The sequence below is a fragment of the Amycolatopsis sp. NBC_00345 genome (genome assembly GCF_036116635.1).
In the GTDB taxonomy this organism is placed as follows: Bacteria; Actinomycetota; Actinomycetes; order Mycobacteriales; family Pseudonocardiaceae; genus Amycolatopsis.
The window spans coordinates 9,025,309-9,041,507 of sequence record NZ_CP107995.1 but is presented as its reverse complement, the minus strand read 5'-3'; the positions used below and the strand labels follow the sequence as shown (position 1 = coordinate 9,041,507).

General features: G+C 71.9%; 14 protein-coding genes. 8 read left to right on the top strand and 6 right to left on the bottom strand.

Annotation, left to right across the window (positions count from 1 at the left end):
* Window positions 1-329: 329 nt before the first annotated feature.
* From OG943_RS41205 to OG943_RS41190, 4 genes are all read left to right on the top strand, one after another.
* Complete coding sequence (locus OG943_RS41205; RefSeq protein ID WP_328606294.1) at window positions 330-2,216, top strand: hypothetical protein; 1,887 nt, start codon at window positions 330-332, stop codon at window positions 2,214-2,216.
* Window positions 2,217-2,562: 346 nt separating this feature from the next.
* Window positions 2,563-3,399: a hypothetical protein gene (locus OG943_RS41200; protein WP_328606293.1), complete on the top strand. Its 837-nt coding sequence runs from the start codon at window positions 2,563-2,565 to the stop codon at window positions 3,397-3,399.
* Window positions 3,400-3,608: 209 nt separating this feature from the next.
* Entirely contained in the window at window positions 3,609-5,249 is a 1,641-nt protein-coding gene (locus OG943_RS41195; protein ID WP_328606292.1) for a serine/threonine-protein kinase, read from the top strand.
* 13 nt (window positions 5,250-5,262) lie between these two features.
* Entirely contained in the window at window positions 5,263-6,489 is a 1,227-nt protein-coding gene (locus OG943_RS41190) for a serine/threonine-protein kinase (RefSeq protein WP_328606291.1), read from the top strand.
* Between the two features lie 6 nt (window positions 6,490-6,495).
* On the opposite strand, the gene OG943_RS41185 is transcribed toward OG943_RS41190, so the two are convergent.
* On the bottom strand, window positions 6,496-7,398 hold the full coding sequence (locus OG943_RS41185) for a LysR family transcriptional regulator (RefSeq protein ID WP_328606290.1): 903 nt from the start codon (window positions 7,396-7,398) through the stop codon (window positions 6,496-6,498).
* 103 nt (window positions 7,399-7,501) lie between these two features.
* Between OG943_RS41185 and OG943_RS41180 the strand changes: the two genes are divergently transcribed.
* Complete coding sequence (locus OG943_RS41180) at window positions 7,502-8,425, top strand: DMT family transporter (RefSeq protein ID WP_328606289.1); 924 nt, start codon at window positions 7,502-7,504, stop codon at window positions 8,423-8,425.
* Here OG943_RS41180 and OG943_RS41175 read toward each other — a convergent pair.
* From OG943_RS41175 to OG943_RS41155, 5 genes are all read right to left on the bottom strand, one after another.
* Window positions 8,422-9,090, bottom strand: coding sequence for a response regulator transcription factor (locus tag OG943_RS41175; RefSeq protein ID WP_328606288.1), 669 nt, complete (start codon window positions 9,088-9,090; stop codon window positions 8,422-8,424). The two genes, OG943_RS41180 and OG943_RS41175, sit on opposite strands and share 4 nt — an antisense overlap.
* A 46-nt stretch (window positions 9,091-9,136) precedes the next feature.
* Complete coding sequence (locus tag OG943_RS41170) at window positions 9,137-10,636, bottom strand: PspC domain-containing protein (RefSeq protein ID WP_442874641.1); 1,500 nt, start codon at window positions 10,634-10,636, stop codon at window positions 9,137-9,139.
* A 61-nt stretch (window positions 10,637-10,697) separates the two neighbouring features.
* The gene (locus OG943_RS41165; RefSeq protein ID WP_328606287.1) at window positions 10,698-11,468 is read right to left on the bottom strand and encodes a M15 family metallopeptidase; all 771 of its coding nucleotides are present in this window, start codon (window positions 11,466-11,468) and stop codon (window positions 10,698-10,700) included.
* A 92-nt stretch (window positions 11,469-11,560) separates the two neighbouring features.
* Window positions 11,561-12,529, bottom strand: a complete 969-nt coding sequence (locus OG943_RS41160) for a glycoside hydrolase family 25 protein (protein ID WP_328606286.1) — start codon at window positions 12,527-12,529, stop codon at window positions 11,561-11,563.
* 87 nt (window positions 12,530-12,616) lie between these two features.
* Window positions 12,617-13,759: an FAD-dependent oxidoreductase gene (locus OG943_RS41155; protein WP_328606285.1), complete on the bottom strand. Its 1,143-nt coding sequence runs from the start codon at window positions 13,757-13,759 to the stop codon at window positions 12,617-12,619.
* An 88-nt stretch (window positions 13,760-13,847) separates the two neighbouring features.
* Between OG943_RS41155 and OG943_RS41150 the strand changes: the two genes are divergently transcribed.
* The 3 genes from OG943_RS41150 to OG943_RS41140 all read left to right on the top strand — a co-directional run bounded on the left by OG943_RS41150 (window position 13,848) and on the right by OG943_RS41140 (window position 16,168).
* Complete coding sequence (locus OG943_RS41150; RefSeq protein WP_328606284.1) at window positions 13,848-14,543, top strand: TetR/AcrR family transcriptional regulator; 696 nt, start codon at window positions 13,848-13,850, stop codon at window positions 14,541-14,543.
* Between the two features lie 79 nt (window positions 14,544-14,622).
* On the top strand, window positions 14,623-15,936 hold the full coding sequence (locus OG943_RS41145; protein WP_328606283.1) for a PspC domain-containing protein: 1,314 nt from the start codon (window positions 14,623-14,625) through the stop codon (window positions 15,934-15,936).
* Window positions 15,929-16,168, top strand: a complete 240-nt coding sequence (locus OG943_RS41140) for a hypothetical protein (RefSeq protein ID WP_328606282.1) — start codon at window positions 15,929-15,931, stop codon at window positions 16,166-16,168. Before OG943_RS41145 ends, OG943_RS41140 begins: the two co-directional genes overlap by 8 nt.
* Window positions 16,169-16,199: the final 31 nt, after the last annotated feature.

The following is a 16,199-nucleotide window of genomic DNA, read 5'->3' as shown; positions in this document are numbered from 1 at the left end:
GACCTGCGCTGATAGCACTGCGTAGCGTGAGCCGCGCCCGTTTGGGCGCGCCCGACAGGGTGAAACCTGTGCAAGTTGCAGTTTGCCCCGAGACTTTCGCCCGGTGGGTCTTTTACTGTTGGGCCCGTGAGGACCCTTGCGTCTGGGTCGGGATACGGCCGTCGGACGCGCGGCAGCTGCGGCGCCGTGCGCCCACTGTCGGATGCGCGTGCAGATGCTCAGGAGTCCGCAAGTGTGGAAGCAAGTGACTCCGCAGGCGCGCCTGCTCCGTTCGGCTTAACCGAGGCACGGACTCCGTCACGACCACACCGGGGAGGGGTCGGACGGGCATGACCGGAAACGCGATGGGCGGGTCAAGTCACCCGGACACGATGGCAGCTGCCGAGGTCACGATGCCGGGCCGCCACCGGCCGCACGGGCCGGACGCCTGGACGCCCGCCGTGCCGCGCCGGACCGGCGGGAACCACCGGCACCGCCCCGGACCGGACAAGATCGACCCGTCGGCCGTCGGGGCGTTCCCGCCTCCGCGCGGCGAGCAGCCGGACGCGCGGGCGGCCTTCCCCTCGGCGCGCGGGACGCTGCCGGCCCCGCAGGGACGGCCCGACTTCCTGGCGGCCCCGCTGCCGCAACCCCAGAGCCCGTCCCGGACAACACCGTCCGACGACGCCTTCCGGCCGCCGGCCTCGCGCCGCGATGCCGGTGCACTACCGCAGGCTGACCAGGCTTTCCGGCCGCAGCACCCGGCGCAGGGCGACACGACTTTCCAGCACGGGCACGTCGGCGAGGCCTTCCAGCCGCAGCAGCCGTGCGAGCGCGGTGACAACACCTTCCCTTCGCAGCACTCGCGCGGGCGCGGTGACGAGGCCTTCCGGCCGCCGGCCCCCGAGCGGGCCGACGCCGGTGCGCAGCCGCAGCGTTTCCCCCAGCAGCACCAGGCCGGTACGGCCGTGGCGGCGCGCGGGCAACTGGGCACGGGCCCGGATGACGCGGCGTTCCGGCCGCCGCAGCGGTCCGGGGCGTTCGAACTGCCCCAGCCGCAGCGGCTCGCGGAGCCGGAGGACACCGGGTTCCAGCCGCGGCGGGAGCGGGTCGACTTCGGGTCGGCGCCGGTGTCCGGCCGGCTGCCGGGTGAGCCCGCGCCGCGAAGCCGGCGGGAGCGGGTCGCCGCGACCTCTGCTTCGCTGCAGCGCCGGGCCGACGACGAGCAGACGTCCCAGCCTCAGTCCCAGTGGGCCGAGAACGACGAAGACCTCCTGCCCTTCGACGGCGAGACCGACGAGGCCGACGCGGCCCAGGACCCCGCCGAGCCCCCGCAGCGGCAGCGCGTCACCTTGCGGACGCCCACCACACGGCTGTGCCAGCGCGAAGAAGACGACGAGGTGCGTGTGTACGCCGCCCCGGCCGTCGACGGGCTGGGGACGTTCGACCTCGGCTCGGTGCCGGCGTCGGTGACCCCGCCGAAGTCGTGGCGCAAGGCGGCGTGGTTCGCCACCGGGGCGTCCGGCGCGGTGGTCGTGGGGCTGCTGTTCGCCGGGACGTTCCTCGTCGGCGGGCCGACCACCACGACCACCACCGACGCGCTCGGCGGGGGCTGGCCCGGACGGCAGAACGGCGGCAACCCGCTGCTCATCCCCGACTCCCCCACCGGTCACCACGGCGGCACGGCCGGCGAGACGCACCACAGCGCCACCGGCGGCGCCAGCAGCAGCCGGGACTCCGCCACGGACGACCCGCGCACGCACCCGGAGGCGGCCGGCTACGGCGGCTCCACGAGCGACGACGTGACGTCCTCCGACCCAGTGCGCGGCGGCTCCTCGTCCGGCCCGGTCACCACCGGCTCGTCCTCGCGCCCACCGCGGAAGCCGCCGGTCACGCCCGCCCCTCGCGAGACCGAGCCGCAGGACCCCTTCTACTCGACCGCGGTGGACCCCAAGAAGATGGGCGACAACTCGGAGAAGTTCTTCAACACCGTGACCACCGACCCGAGCCAGGCGTCGGCCGTCACCACCGGCCAGCTGCACGACCAGGGCGCCAAGGGCCTGCGCGAGCGGTACTCCGACGTCGCGTACTTCGAGGTCAAGAAGGTGACCATCGACCCGGACCGCGACGTCACGGTGAACACCGTCGAGGTGACCCACACCGACGGCAGCAAGACCACGGAGCAGCGCACGCTCACCTTCGGCGACGACGAGAAGATCACCGACGACGGCGCCTGAAAACCGCGTGATCGCCCAGGTCAGACCCTGCGTTTCATGCAAGTGCAGGGTTCCCGTTCCGATGCACGTGCGGTGCGGTAAGCGGTTGTCCATGGCCCGGCTGGGTGACATAAGCTGCCGCTCGTCGTATGGCGACGGCATTCCGGCGACAGAGCCTGGCGGGTGCCGGTCGTCGCAGGGTTATCTGACGACAGCGGGTCCGGCAGCCGACCATGAATCGGCGGTCCGGACCAACGGCATACGGCCGAACGGCCGCATCGCCGTCCCCCGGAACCCCAGAGCGAGGAACTTCGTGCTTGATCGGCAGCGCACACGGCGTGAACCAGACGCCGTACGCGTCGAGGACGTGATCCCTCCCGACCTGCTCGACGGCGTCGGCGACGAGGATCGTGACTACCTCGAGCAGGTCTTCCGCGAGCCGCAGAAATACCTGCCGCCGCGGTCGCGGCGAGCGGCCATGGCCAAGCGTCCGGAAGAGCCGGCCGAGGAGCCCGAGAGCCGGTTCGCGCGCCGCGCCAAGCTGGTGGGCCTCGTCGGCGCCGGAGCGCTCGTCGCGGGCGCTGTGGTCACCGCGTCGCTGCTCAGCGGCGGTCCGCGCCCGACCGCGCCGGTCACGGCCGAGGACTCCGTCCCCGTCGGGTTCAGCGGCGCCGCCGCGCTCGGCGGCGCGGCCGTGCCGGAGCAGCACCACGGCTCCGGCGGCACCACCCCCGGCCACCGCGAGGGCACGCCGTCCGCGGCGGGCGGCGACACCACCGTCACCACGCCGGACACCGGCGGCCTCACCCGTGAGAGCACCGGGCCCAGCTCGTCCACCTCGTCGGACGCCACCTCGTCGCAAAACAGTGGCGAGTCCGCGAGCACCACCCCGACCACGGCCGGGAACAAGCTCGCGGCCGTGAAGAAGTTCTACGCGGCGATCGAGCAGAGCCCGAACACGGCGCTCTCGCTGCTCACTCCCGCCCTCGCCGGCGGTGAGGCGGGCAGCCTGGTCCGCGCGTGGAGCGCGATGAACGCCATCGACGTCCAGGACGTGCGTGTCCAGGACGACGGCACCGTGCTCGCCGTCGCCGTGCTGCACCAGGCCGACGGGACGTTGGTGCGGGTCACGCAGCTGTTCGGCGTCACCGGGCACGACGTCATCTCGGAAGCCCGGGTACTGTCGGCCGTCGCCTTCGCGTGACCTGCGCATATCACGTGCCGGGAAGGCGACCAGAGCGTGCCGAGTGTGTGTGCACAGAGTGAACGCCTAGCCTTGTCACGGGCCGGTCTCGGAAAAACCGGCACACGGCCCACGACAGGTGCCTACGCTCCGGTGCTGCGGCGGATTGGCCGCCCCCTCGGGGTGGGCAGGTCCCGCCCCGGGAAGTCGGAGCCCCAAAGGGAGGTCGCGTGAGCGACGAGGGTCGTCTGGTCGCCGGCCGCTACCGCGTCATGGGCAAGATCGGCTCGGGCGCGATGGGCGCCGTCTGGCAGGCGCACGACGATGTCCTTGGCCGCACGGTCGCCATCAAGCAGCTGCTGCTGCAGCCGGGCCTCGACGAGAACGCCGCCGAGGACGCGCGGCAGCGCACCATGCGCGAGGGCCGCATCGCGGCGCGCCTGCACCACCCCAACGCGATCTCGGTCTTCGACGTCGTCACCGACGACAACGGCCAGCCCTGCCTGATCATGGAGTACCTCAAGTCCACCAGCCTGGCGGAGGTGCTGCAGGAGCACGGCACGCTGCCGCCGCTGGAGGTCGCGGCGATCGGCGCGCAGATCGCGGCGGCGCTGCGCGAGGCGCACGCGGTCGGGATCGTGCACCGCGACATCAAGCCGGGCAACATCCTGCTCGCCGACAACGGCACCGTGAAGATCACCGACTTCGGCATCTCACGCGCCAAGGACGACGTCACGGTCACCAAGACCGGGATGATCGCCGGCACCCCCGCGTACCTCGCGCCCGAGGTGGCCATCGGCGGCGACCCCGGCCCCGAGTCCGACGTCTTCTCGCTCGGCTCCACGCTGTACGCCGCCTGCGAGGGCCAGCCGCCGTTCGGGCTGTCGGAGAACACGCTGAGCCTGCTCCACGCGGTCGCGGCCGGGCAGATCAACCCGCCGCGGCAGTCGGGCCCGCTCGCCAGCGTGCTCGCCGTGCTGCTGCACCCCGACGTCAAGCACCGGCCGACCGCCGACGAGTGCGAGGAGCTGCTCTCCGCCGTCGCGCGCGGCGAGACCCCGCTCGGCGGGTCCGCGGACGAGACCGTGATGACGCCGATGGCGGGCACGCTGGGCGCCGCGGCGGTCGCGGGCGCGGGCGCCACCCGGATGCTGGGCGAGGAGGAGATGCCCGCCGGGCACTCCGGCACCCTGCTCGGCGAGCCCGGCCCGGCGCAGCAGTACTACGACGAGGACGAGTACCCCGCGGGCACCGGTTACCCGGAGAACGACTACGACGGGTACGACCAGTACCAGCAGGAGCCGCCGCTCTACGGCGACCCGAGCCGCAACGGGCTGGCCGCCACCCGCGCCGTCCCGGTCGGCGGTGGCGCCGGTGCTGGTGGGCACGACGGCTACGACGAGCCGTACGACGACTACGACGACGAGCCCCCGCCCACGCGAGCCCACACGAGCCCGCACGACGAGGACGAGGAACGCCCCGGCGCCTGGAAGAAGCCGGCCATCATCGGCGGCATCGTGGTGGTGGGCCTGGTCGCGCTCGGTGTGTGGCTGCTCAGCTCCAACAACCCGCCGGACGCCTCCCAGCAGCCGGCCCCGGCGCCGTCCTCCTCGATGGTGGTCCCGACCACGGACACGTTCCCCTCCACGAGCGACGCAACCAGCAGCTCCGACCAGACGTCCAATGCACAGGCGTCGACCTCTGGACGGGCCAGCTCGCGGCGATCGGAGCCTCGGGACACCCCGACGCGCGACAGCCCGACGAAGCCGCCGAAGACTTCGGACGCCTCATCCGAAGAGCAGACGACTCCGGACAAGCCGCCGTCTTCCAACAAGCCGCCGTCTTCCTCGTCCGCACCGCCGAACAACTGATCCAGGAATAGATTTGAGTTCTGAAGGCAGCATCGTCGGCGGCCGGTACCGGCTGGACCAGCCGATCGGCCGTGGGCGCGCGGGCATCGTGTGGCTCGCGTTCGACACCCGGCTGTTCCGCACGGTCGCGATGAAGCGCATGTACCTGCCCGTGGGCCTGCCGCCCGACCGGGCGGAGCAGGCGCGCGCGATGGCGATGCAGGAGGGCAAGGACGCGGCGCGGATCGAGCACCCGTGCGCGATCACCGTGTTCGACGTGCTGCCCGACGGCCAGGACGTGTGGCTGGTGATGGAGTACATCCCGTCGCGCGGGATGTCGACGTTCCTCTCCGAGCACGGCCGGCTGACGCCCGAGCAGGCCGCGTCGCTGGGCATCCTGCTGGGCGACGCGATGGCGGCGATCCACGGGGCCGGCATCATCCACCGGACGCTGGAGCCGGGCACCGTGCTGCTCGCCGACGACGGCGGGGTGAAGCTCACCGACATCGGCATCACCGGCGGCGGACCGCACGCCGCCTACCGCGCACCCGAGGTGACTCGCGGCGGTGCGCCGTCGCCGGCCGCGGACGTGTTCTCGCTGGGCGCCACGCTGTACACGGCCGTCGAGGGAGTGCCGCCGTTCGGCGACGACGGCGACTCGTCCGAGCGGCCGGCGCAGAACGCGGGCGTGCTCAACGGCGCGCTGCGCAAGATGCTGCGGATGGACCCGACGACCCGGCCGACGATGGCCGACACCGTGAGCGCGCTCAGCGCCATCACCGAGGGCCGCGAGCAGACCGCGTTCGTGCCGCCGACGGCGCCCGCGATGCCGACCATGCCCGCGTCGTGGCCGCTGCCGGCTCAGCCCGCGGGCCCGCAGCAGGGGCTTCAGCAGCAGGGACCGCCGTCCGGTCCGCAGCAGCAGCCGTTCTCCGAGCAGCCGACGCAGCAGGCGCCGTTGATGCAGGTCCCGGTGCAGCAGGTGCCTTACGCGCCGGCGCCGCCGCAGCCGATGGCCCAGCAGCCCACCCAGCAGATTTCACCGCAGCAGATTCCACCGCAGCAGATCCCGCCGCAGCAGCAGCCCATGCCGCCGCAGTCGCCGACGGCCCGGTTCGTCCCCTCGGCCGCGCAGCAGGCGGCTTCGGCGGAGGCCGCCGCGCAGAAGGCGGCGGCGCGGCGGAAGCTGATCATGACCGTGGCCGCGATCCTGTGCGCCGTGCTGATCGGCATCGGCGTCTCACAGCTGCTGTTCGTCTGAGCCTGGTCAGCGGGCCTTCCCGACCGCCTCGCGCATGGCCGTCACGAGTGTGCGCACGGCCGGGCTGCCCGCCGCCCGCGCGGTGACGGCGGCGTAGATCATCCGGCACGGCTCCGGATTGCGGATCCGGCGCACGACAACACCCGGGTGCGGCGCGCCGAGGCCCAGCTCCGGCACCAGGCCGACGCCCAGCCCGGCGGCGATGAACCCCTGCGCGGTCTGGTAGTCCTCGGACTCGACCACGATGTTCGGGGTAAAGCCCGCGGACGCGCAGGCGCTGTCGAGGATCTCCCGGCACATGCCGGGCATCGGGTCGACGCCCACCCACGGCTCGTCGGCGAGCTCCGCCAGGGCCAGCACCCGCTTGCGCGCGAGCGGGTGGGCGCGGGGCAGCACCGCGCGGTACGGGTCGTCGAGCAGGTGCAGCAGCTCGATCCCCTTGGCGGGTGGGTTCGACCGCGGGAAGACGACGATGGCCACGTCGGCGCGGCCCGTCTCGACCTCGGGCAGCGGGTCCTCGGGCTCCACCAGCTTGAGGTCGATCCACACGCCGGGGTGCTCGCGGCGGACGGCGGCCACGGCGTGCGGCACGACCGACGCGCCGGCGGTGGCGAAGTACCGGACGGCCAGCTTGCCGGTGCGCCCCTCCTTCAGCTCGGTGAGCGCGGTTTCGGCCCGCGCCAGCTCCACGCTGAGCGCCTCGGCGTGTTCGCACAGCAGCGTGCCGGCCGGGGTGGGCCGGACCCCGCGGCCGACGCGCTCCAGCAATTCGGTGCCCGCCTCACGTTCCAGCGTCGAGAGCTGCTGGCTGATCGCCGATGGGGTGTACCCGAGGTTCCTGGCCGCGGCGGTGATCGACCCACTGGTGACCACCGCGCGCAGCACCTGCATTCGCCGCACGTCGAGCATGGCCCCGATTCTACAGCTGAGCTTAAGTGTTCGTGCAGCTAATCTCGCTTGTCCTTACGTCTTGGCACGACGAAGCTGGCGCTTGATCGTAAGGAGGACACTGGTGGGCGAGACGAAAACCCTGCTCAGGATCGCCGCGTTGGCGCTCATGTGGGGTTCGAGCTTCTTCTGGATCAAGCTGGGCCTGGAGGCGCTGTCGCCGGTACAGCTCGTGCTGGCGCGGCTGGTGCTCGGCGCGGTGGTGCTGCTGGCGCTGTGCCGGCTCTACGGGCACCGGATGCCGTCGGACAAGCGCACCTGGGGACACCTGCTGGTGGCCGCGTTCTTCCACAATGCGTTGCCGTTCCTGCTCTTCGCGATCGGCGAGACCACTGTGGACTCCGGCATCACCGGCGTGCTGAACTCGACGACGCCGCTGTGGGTGCTCGTGGTGGCGCCGTTCCTGGGCGTGCCGAACCGCATGACGGCGACGCGGGTGGCCGGCCTGGTGCTGGGGCTCGCCGGGATCCTGCTGATCTTCGCCCCGTGGCAGGCCTCGGGCCTGCTGAGCTGGGGCGCGCTGGGCTGCCTCGCGGCGGCGGCGAGCTACGGCTTCGCGTTCGTCTACGAGGGCCGCTACCTGTCGGACACGGGGTACTCGCCGTACGCGCTGTCCGGCGGGCAAATGCTGCTGGCCACCGGTTTCCTGCTGCTGGCGATGCCGTTCGGCGGACTGACCCCGGTGCACCTGAGCCCGCTGCCGGTGATCGCGATCGTGGTGCTGGGCGCCGGCTCCACCGGGATCGCGTTCGCGCTCAACTACCAGCTGCTGGCCAGCGAGGGCGCCGTGGCCGCGTCCGTGGTCGGCTACCTGCTGCCGGTCGTCTCGGTGCTGCTGGGCGCGGTGTTCCTGCACGAGCAGCTGAACGTGGGCGTGATCGTGGGCATGCTGGTGGTGCTCGCGGGCGTCGCGTTGACGCGGTTGAAGCGCAAAGCCTTGCCCACGCTCGAATCCACCACCGCGACGGCGGCGCCGGAGCGGGTCTAAACGAGGCGGCGGTCCGAAGCCCAGCGAGACAGCTCATAGCGGTTCGACAGCTGCGTCTTGCGCAGGACGCTCGAAACGTGCGTCTCCACCGTCTTCACCGAGATGAACAGCTCCGACGCGATCTCCTTGTACGCGTAGCCGCGCGCTAGGAGGCGGAGGACGTCGCGCTCACGCGGGGTCAGCAGGTCCAGCTCGGGGTCGCTGATCGGCGCGGAGCCGGGGCGGTCGGCGAACGCGTCGAGCACGAAACCGGCCAGGCGCGGGGAAAACACGGCGTCGCCGTCGGCCACGCGGACCACCGCGCGGACCAGTTCCTTCGAGGAGATCGTCTTGGTGACGTAGCCGCGCGCGCCGGAGCGGATCACGGCGATCACGTCCTCGGCCGCGTCCGAGACCGATAGCGCGAGGAACACCACGTCCGGCAGGTCCGGGCGCACCCGGCGGAGCACTTCGGCGCCACCGCCGTCGGGCATGTGGACGTCGAGCAGCACCACCTGCGGTTTGGTGCGCACGATGCCCGCGACGGCGTCCGCCACCGAGCCCGCCTCGCCGACCACCCGCACCTCGTCGGTGATGGAATCGAGCTCGGTGCGGACCCCGGCGCGGAAGAGCGCGTGGTCGTCCACGAGGAAGACCTTGACCGGCTCCCGCTGGCTCTCCGTCACGACACCACTCCCTCGCTCTGGGTACTCCCGTCAGAGCATAGCGAGGTCACGCCGCCCCCTTACCGGTTTTGACCGGCATGGCCAGCTGGACCTCGGTGCCCTCGCCCGGCGCGGTGCGCAGTTTGCACGTGCCGCCGTGGCGCTCCATGCGGCCGCGGATCGAGTCGGCGAGCCCGTGGCGGTCGGCCGGGACGACGTCCGGGTCGAAGCCCTTGCCCCGGTCGCGGACGAACACGGTGACCGACGTCGGCTCCACCTCGGCGTACACGCTGACCTCGTCGACGCCGGCGTGCTTGGCCGCGTTGACGATCGCCTCGCGCGCGGCCTGGACCAGCGCCGTCAACGGCTCGTTCAGCTCCGCCTCGCCGACCACGACCTGGCCGACGGAGATCGCGAACTGGTCCTCGACCTCCCCGCAGGCGGCGGCGAGCGCCTCGGACAGCTGACGTCCGCCCTCGTCCTGTTCCTCGGGCTTCTTCTCGCTGGGCTTGCCGTAGCCGGTGGGCCCGTACAGCCAGCCGCGCAGCTCGCGCTCCTGGCCGCGGGCCAGCCGCGCGACCTCACGCGGCTGGTCGGAATGCTTCTGGATCAACGCCAGCGTCTGCAGCACGGAGTCGTGCAGGTGGGCGGCGATCTCGGCGCGCTCGTCGGTGCGGATGCGCGCGCGGCGCTCGTCGCCGAGGTCGCGGACCAGGCGCAGCCAGAACGGGACCGTCAGCACCGCGACGCCGAACAGCGTCGCCAGCACCGCGATCAGGGCGAACCGGACCTGGTCGAAGCTGCCGCTCTGGAACACGACCACGCCGATGCCGGTGGCCACCAGCGCGACGCCCGCCAGGATCCGGATGATCGCCGAGCGCCGGCCGCCCCCGCCGACCAGCGCGCCGGTGACGCCGTCCTTCGCGCCGGCCCGCCAGCGGCGGCGCTGCGACTCGTCGGCCTCCCGCCAGACCACCGCCGCACCGAGCATCACCACGGCCAACGGCACGGCGACCCAGCCGCGGATGGCGCCGGTGAGCGTGCTGAACGCGATGGCGAGGCCGATGCCGAGGGCGATCAGGCCGTACGCCTGCTGACGGTCCTTCGGGTTGACCTTCGGGGTTTCGCCCTCCTCGGCGCGCTGCTGCACGAAGACCCACAGGAGGCCGTACGCGAGCATCCCGGCGCCGTTGAGGGCCGCGAGCAGGGCGAACGCGGTGCGGACCCACACCACCGGCACGCCGAGGTGGTCCGCGAGCCCACCGGCGACGCCGGCGACCGCGCGACCGGACCGGCGCCGGTACATCTTCGGCCGCGTCACGGCCTCGGGCACGCCCACGGCCGTGGGCAGTACAGCGGTCGGCACGCCGGTGGGCGGCACAGCAGCGGGCTTACCGGCGGGCGGCACAGCCGTGGCCTCGCCGGTCCGCGGCACAGCAGCGGGCTCGCCAGTAGGCGGCCCGGCGGTGGCGGACGCGGTCGGCCCGGTCACGGCCGGGTCAGTCGCGGCCGGCTCCGCCACCGGTTCGGCGGTGCCGTTGTCGAGGGAGTCCTGCACGCCGTCCATGGTCACACGGCACGACGTCCCGTGGCATCGGGGAAGCCCCTGATCCACAACCCCGAGCCGGTCAGCGCGGCCCGTAGACCAGGCTCGACGACGACGGGCCGGGGCAGACGTAGTCCCAGCTGATCGACTCGCAGCCATCCGGCACCGGCCACCACTTGCGGGTGTCCTTGGGGACGCTCGCCAGCGCGATCGGCTCGTGCTCGTGGTTGAAGTACAGGTGCAGGTCGGCCATGTCCTGATAACCGGCGCTGAGGGCGAACCAGACGTCGCCGACGATCTGCGACGTCTTGCGCGTCTCGATGGTGCGATGGTGGAACTGCCGATCCCCGCTCGGCGGGTACTCGTGGTCCTGTGGGCCTGGCATGTCGTTCTCCTGTTCGGGTGGGCTGAACCGCGCCCCGAGGTCGCCGAGCGCGGCTGCGCACCTGGCCTCGGTCGCGACGATCTCGAAGTGCATGCAGTCCTTGCGGCCGACGTAATCGCCGCCCCAGCGCACGCAGCCCGCGACCTCGGCGAGCAGGGCGTGGATCTCGGCGATCTGCGCCGCGCTGTAGTTCGCCGACGGCGCGGTGCCGAGCGGGTGCCGGGGCGCGTTCAGGTCGATCGCGGTGCCGCTGGCGTGGTTGGACAGGTCGTGGCCGCCGGCCACGTCCCGGAACGCGTAGCCCCAGCAACCCGGCCACTCCAGTGCCTCGACCCGGCTGTGGAACTGCTCGCCGACCCACGCCAGCAGGTCACCGGTCACACCCGCCCGGAGCGGGACGGTGCCACCGGGCAGGTTGCGGCTGACGGGGCCGATCGGAGCGCTGTAGCCGTTCTGGGAAGTCCTCATGGCTGCACCACCTTTCGCAGGAAGGAGCCCGCGAAGGGTGGTGGTGATACATATTCGGCCGCGCGAGTTCGCGGCAGCGCCCGGGCGCGGGGTCAGCGGAAGCCGGCCGTCGCGATCACTTCGGGCTTGTCCGCCGGGGCCGGGGCCATCGAGTACGTGATCTCCGCCGACACCAGATCGCCTGCGCCGCGGGCGCCCTGCAAGGGAATCTGCCAGGGGCGGCCGGCATCGACTGGGAACGGGTCCTCGGTGTAGTCGAGGGTCTGGAGCGTGTTGGTCCCGGTGTCGGGCGTCGGGCCGAAGAGCGCCACCTTCGCCACATACATGCTGACCCAGCCGACGGTGATCACCAGCTCGGCCGCGGTCTTCGGCACGACCAGCGTGACGGATCGGGTCCGTGCGCCGTCCGTGGGCAGCAGTTCGCGATCGGGCATGTCGTCCTCCGAGACGTGGGTGGTGGTGAGGTAGGCGTCGGTGTAACTCCAGTCGAGGTCGACTCCCTGCGCGTTGATGCCGGCGATGGAGCCGCTCGAGCTGTACTGGTGGATGTCGTAGCGGCCGGCCGCCGCGTCGGGGCGCGCGCCGTAGCGGGCGATCCAGATGACCAGGTCCGGCACGGCCCACGTGTCGGGGCGGATGATCTTCGCGAGGGCGTTGTTCAGGTACACGCCCGGCCGATACCCCTGCGCCGCGAGGCGGTTGCAGAACGCCGTGCCGAACGCGGCCTTCTGGTCGTTCGGGATGTTCGGCAGGCTTGAGGACGCCGGGTTGTCCTCGAGGTCCAGCATCGGGACGCAGCCCGTGGCGCCGAGCCGGGCGACCTCGCCGAGCAGGATGTCCGCCTGTGTCTCCGGGGCCGGGTTCAGCTGGACGAAGTGGTAACCGCCGACCGGGATGCCGACGGACCTGGCGCCGTTCACCTCGTTGTCCCCGGTGCCGCCGACCGGCATGCCACCACCGTCGGACAGCTTCACGTAAACGAACTCGACCCCGGCGCCCTGTACTGCGGGCCAGCTCGTCACCGTCTGGAACGACCGGTAGATGTCGATACCGAGTGCCATCGCGGCACCACCTTCCATGACGTGGAGGGCCGTCGATCCTGCCACCTTCCACGATCGAGCGAATCCGGCGTGCGGGTATCCGACCGGCTACTTTCCGCTACGACTTGGTGCCGGAGGGGCGTCGGCGCTCATCATGGCGATCCAGCTGTGGGGCGCGTCGTCGCCGAGCATGAGGTCGTAGATGTCCTCGCCTCCCGCCTCGGCGGCGACGCGCGGGAACATGGCCTGCTCGTACTGGGCCAGCGCGGCCTCGACGTCGTCGGGGTGCGCGGCGATGGCCCGGCCGAGTTCGGCTCCGTCCTGCATGGCCGTGTTCGCGCCTTCGCCGTTCGGGGGCGCGAGGTGGGCGGCGTCGCCGATCAGGGTCACCCCCGGCACGCGAGCCCAGCGGTGCCCGGCCGGCAGGGTGTGGAGCGGGCGGATGACCGGCGCGGTGTCACTGTCGGTGATCAGCGCGGTGAGCTCGGGCGCCCACCCGTCGAACTCGGCGACGATCCGCGTCGACACGGCTGCGCCATCGTCGGTGCCGGCGAGCCAGCCCCGTGGCGCCTTGATCTGGACGTACGTGTGCAGAGTGCCGCCTCTTTCCCGGTAAACCAGGAATCCCTTGCCCGGCGCGAGCGCGAACAACGACCCGGCGCCGACCGCCTCCGCCGTGGCGCGATGGCGGGTGTCCCCGTCGAACATGAAGTACTCGACGGACGTGACGCCCACGTACTCCGGGGTGGCGTCGGACAGCAGCGGACGGATCCGCGACCACGCCCCGTCCGCCCCGATCAGCACGCTCGTGGGAACGGTGGCGCCGTCGGTGAAACGCAACTCATGGCGGCCGTCGCCGAGGGCCTGCACGCCGCTGACCTTGCGTCCCCATCGCACGATGCCGTCCGGAAGCGAGTCCAGCAGCAGTTGCCGCAGCTCGCCGCGTGACACTTCGGGACGCTCGCCGGTGCCGTCGTCGGGCCGGTCGAGCAGAACCGTCCCGACCTGGTCCAGCACCCGATAGGACTCACGCCCGGGCAGGACGAGGCCGCGGAACTTCTCGATCAAGCCGGCGGCCTCGAGCGCCGGCTGGCCGTTCCAGGGGTGGATGTCGAGCAGCCCGCCCTGGGTGCGCGCGGCCGCCGAGGCCTCCGCTTCGTAGACCGTGACCGGGATGCCGTGTACGTGCAGGACGCGGGCCAGGACGAGGCCGCCGAGGCCGGCTCCGACGATGGTGATCGGGGTAGTCATCGTGCTCCTCCGAAACTCATTGGATTGTCGCTCCAACGACGTTAGCAGAAGTTTGGAGCGGCGATCCATTTATGGCAGGATGAGGCCCATGGCGACCAAGCCCGCACGGGCCCCCCGACGCAAGGAGGCGCTGTCCAGGGACGTGATCGTCAAGGCCGCCACCGAAATGCTCGATGCCGACGGCGAGGACGCGCTGACCTTGCGGGCGCTCACCGTGCGCCTGGCCACCGGGTACGGGGCGATCTACCACCACGTCACGGACCGGGACGACCTGCTCGCGGCGGCCACCGACCACGTCATCGCCGGCATCGTGACCGACCTCGCCGCCGGCGCCGGGCCCCGGCAAACGCTGCGTGCCGTCGCGCTCGGCCTGTTCGATGCGATCGACGCCCACCCCTGGGTCGGCGCCCAGCTCACCAAGGAGCCCTGGCGGCCGGCGCTGCTGGACATCTACGAGAGCATCAGCCGGCAGCTGCAAGCACTCGACGTGCCCCAGCGGGCGTTGTCCGATTCCGCGGGTGTGCTCGTGAACTACATCCTCGGCGTCGCCGGGCAGAACGCCGCCAACGTCCGCGCGCTCGCCAACAGCAAGATGGACCGGTCGGCCTTCCTCGCCTCCGTCGCCGCACGGTGGGCGCAGCTCGACCCCGCCAGGTACCCGTCCGTGCACCGGGCCAGGACTCAACTGCGCGAACACGATGACCGCGAGCAGTTCCTCGCCGGCATCGACCTCATCCTGGCCGGCATCGAGGCCGTGCACCGTAAGGACAGTTCGGCCCGGTAGGAGTGGGCCTGACCCTGAGCCGAAACATCAGGGACCATCCCCGATGTGGCGGCCCCGCTCGTCCCGCATGCTTTTCGGTATGAGTGGTGCGAATGAGGCGCGGGCTCCGAAGACGAATCCCCTCAACGGGTTCGAGGAGACGGTCAAGGACTTCTGGGTCAGCAGGCCCCGGCGGCCGCACGCCAACCGGAAGGTGGCCGGGGTCGCGGCGGGGCTGGGCGACCGGTACGGGGTCGACCCCGTGGTCATCCGGGTCGCGCTGGTGGCGGCGACCGTGTTCGGCGGCTTCGGGCTGGTGTTCTACCTGCTGGGCTGGCTGCTGTTCCCGAGCGAGGGTGACGACGTGTCGGGCTTCGAGTCGATGGTCGGCCGGGGCCGCTCGTCGATGACGACGGCGTTCACCGTGGTGCTGTGCGTGGCCCTGATCCCGGCCGTCGCCTGGACGTTCGGCGGTGGCTGGTTCGACGGCGGCTTGTTCGACGGCGGCGGCCTGATCGGCTTCGCGCTCCTCTCCATCGGCCTCTACCTCCTGCACCGCAGCCGCGGTCAGTACAACCGCCCGGCACCCGTCGCCTCCTACGCGGCGGCGCAGGCCTCGTCCGGAACCGGAGCCTTCACGATGACCGATAACACCACCGCGGCGGGCACGGCCGCTCCCGGCTGGGACCCGCTCGCGGCCGCGCCCGGGGGCTGGGACCTGCCCGACCCGGCGGCGCCGCCACCACCGCCTGCCCCGTCCTACTCCGAGGAACCGCGCTCCTACCAGCCCCAGCCCCGTCAGCCGCGGTCGAAGATCGGCTCGATGACGTTCTGGGCGGCCGTGCTCGTGGCCGGCATCGGCGTGATGCTGAACCTCAACGGCGTCGACTGGTTCTCGGTGCGGCACATCGTCGGCATGGTGCTCGGCGTGCTGGGTGTCGGGCTGGTGGCGGGCGCGTTCGTCCGCGGCTCACGCGGCCTGATCGGGCTGGCGGTGCCGCTGGCGATCGTCGGGATGGTCCTCACCACGAGCCCGTTCTCCGGCCTCGACCTGCGCGGCGGCGTCGGCGACCTGAACGCCACCCCGCGTTCGGCCGCGGAGCTGCAGCCGGTCTACCAGCACGCGGCGGGCGACCTCCGGGTCGACCTGACCCAGCTGCCGCTCACCGGCCCGATCACCACCACGGTGTCCAACGGCGCCGGCAACACCGTCGTGACGGTCCCCGCGAACGCCGACGTCACGTTCGACTGCAAGAACACCGCGGGCAACGTGACCTGTTTCAACCGCTCCGCCGACGGCGTCGGCCAGTCCCCCATCACCGGCACCGACCTCGGCGACGACGGCCCCGGCGGACAGAAGATCACCCTGCACGTCTCGAACGGCGTGGGCAATTTGGAGGTGCGACGTGGCTGAAAACCCTTACGCCTACCCGGAATCCGAGCAGCAGCAGACCCGCCCGGCGCGACGCGGCGTGGACGTGTTCAGCCTGATCGTCGGCCTGGTGACCCTGCTGGTGTCCGCGTACGTCCTCTCCGACGGCGCCAGCTGGATGCCGACCTTCGACTTCCGCTGGATCCTCGCGGGCGGCGCGGTGTTCGTCGGGGTGCTGCTGCTGGGCGCGTCGTTCCGCAAGCGGCGGCCGTAACCACGGGAAAACCCACTCATACCAACGAAGA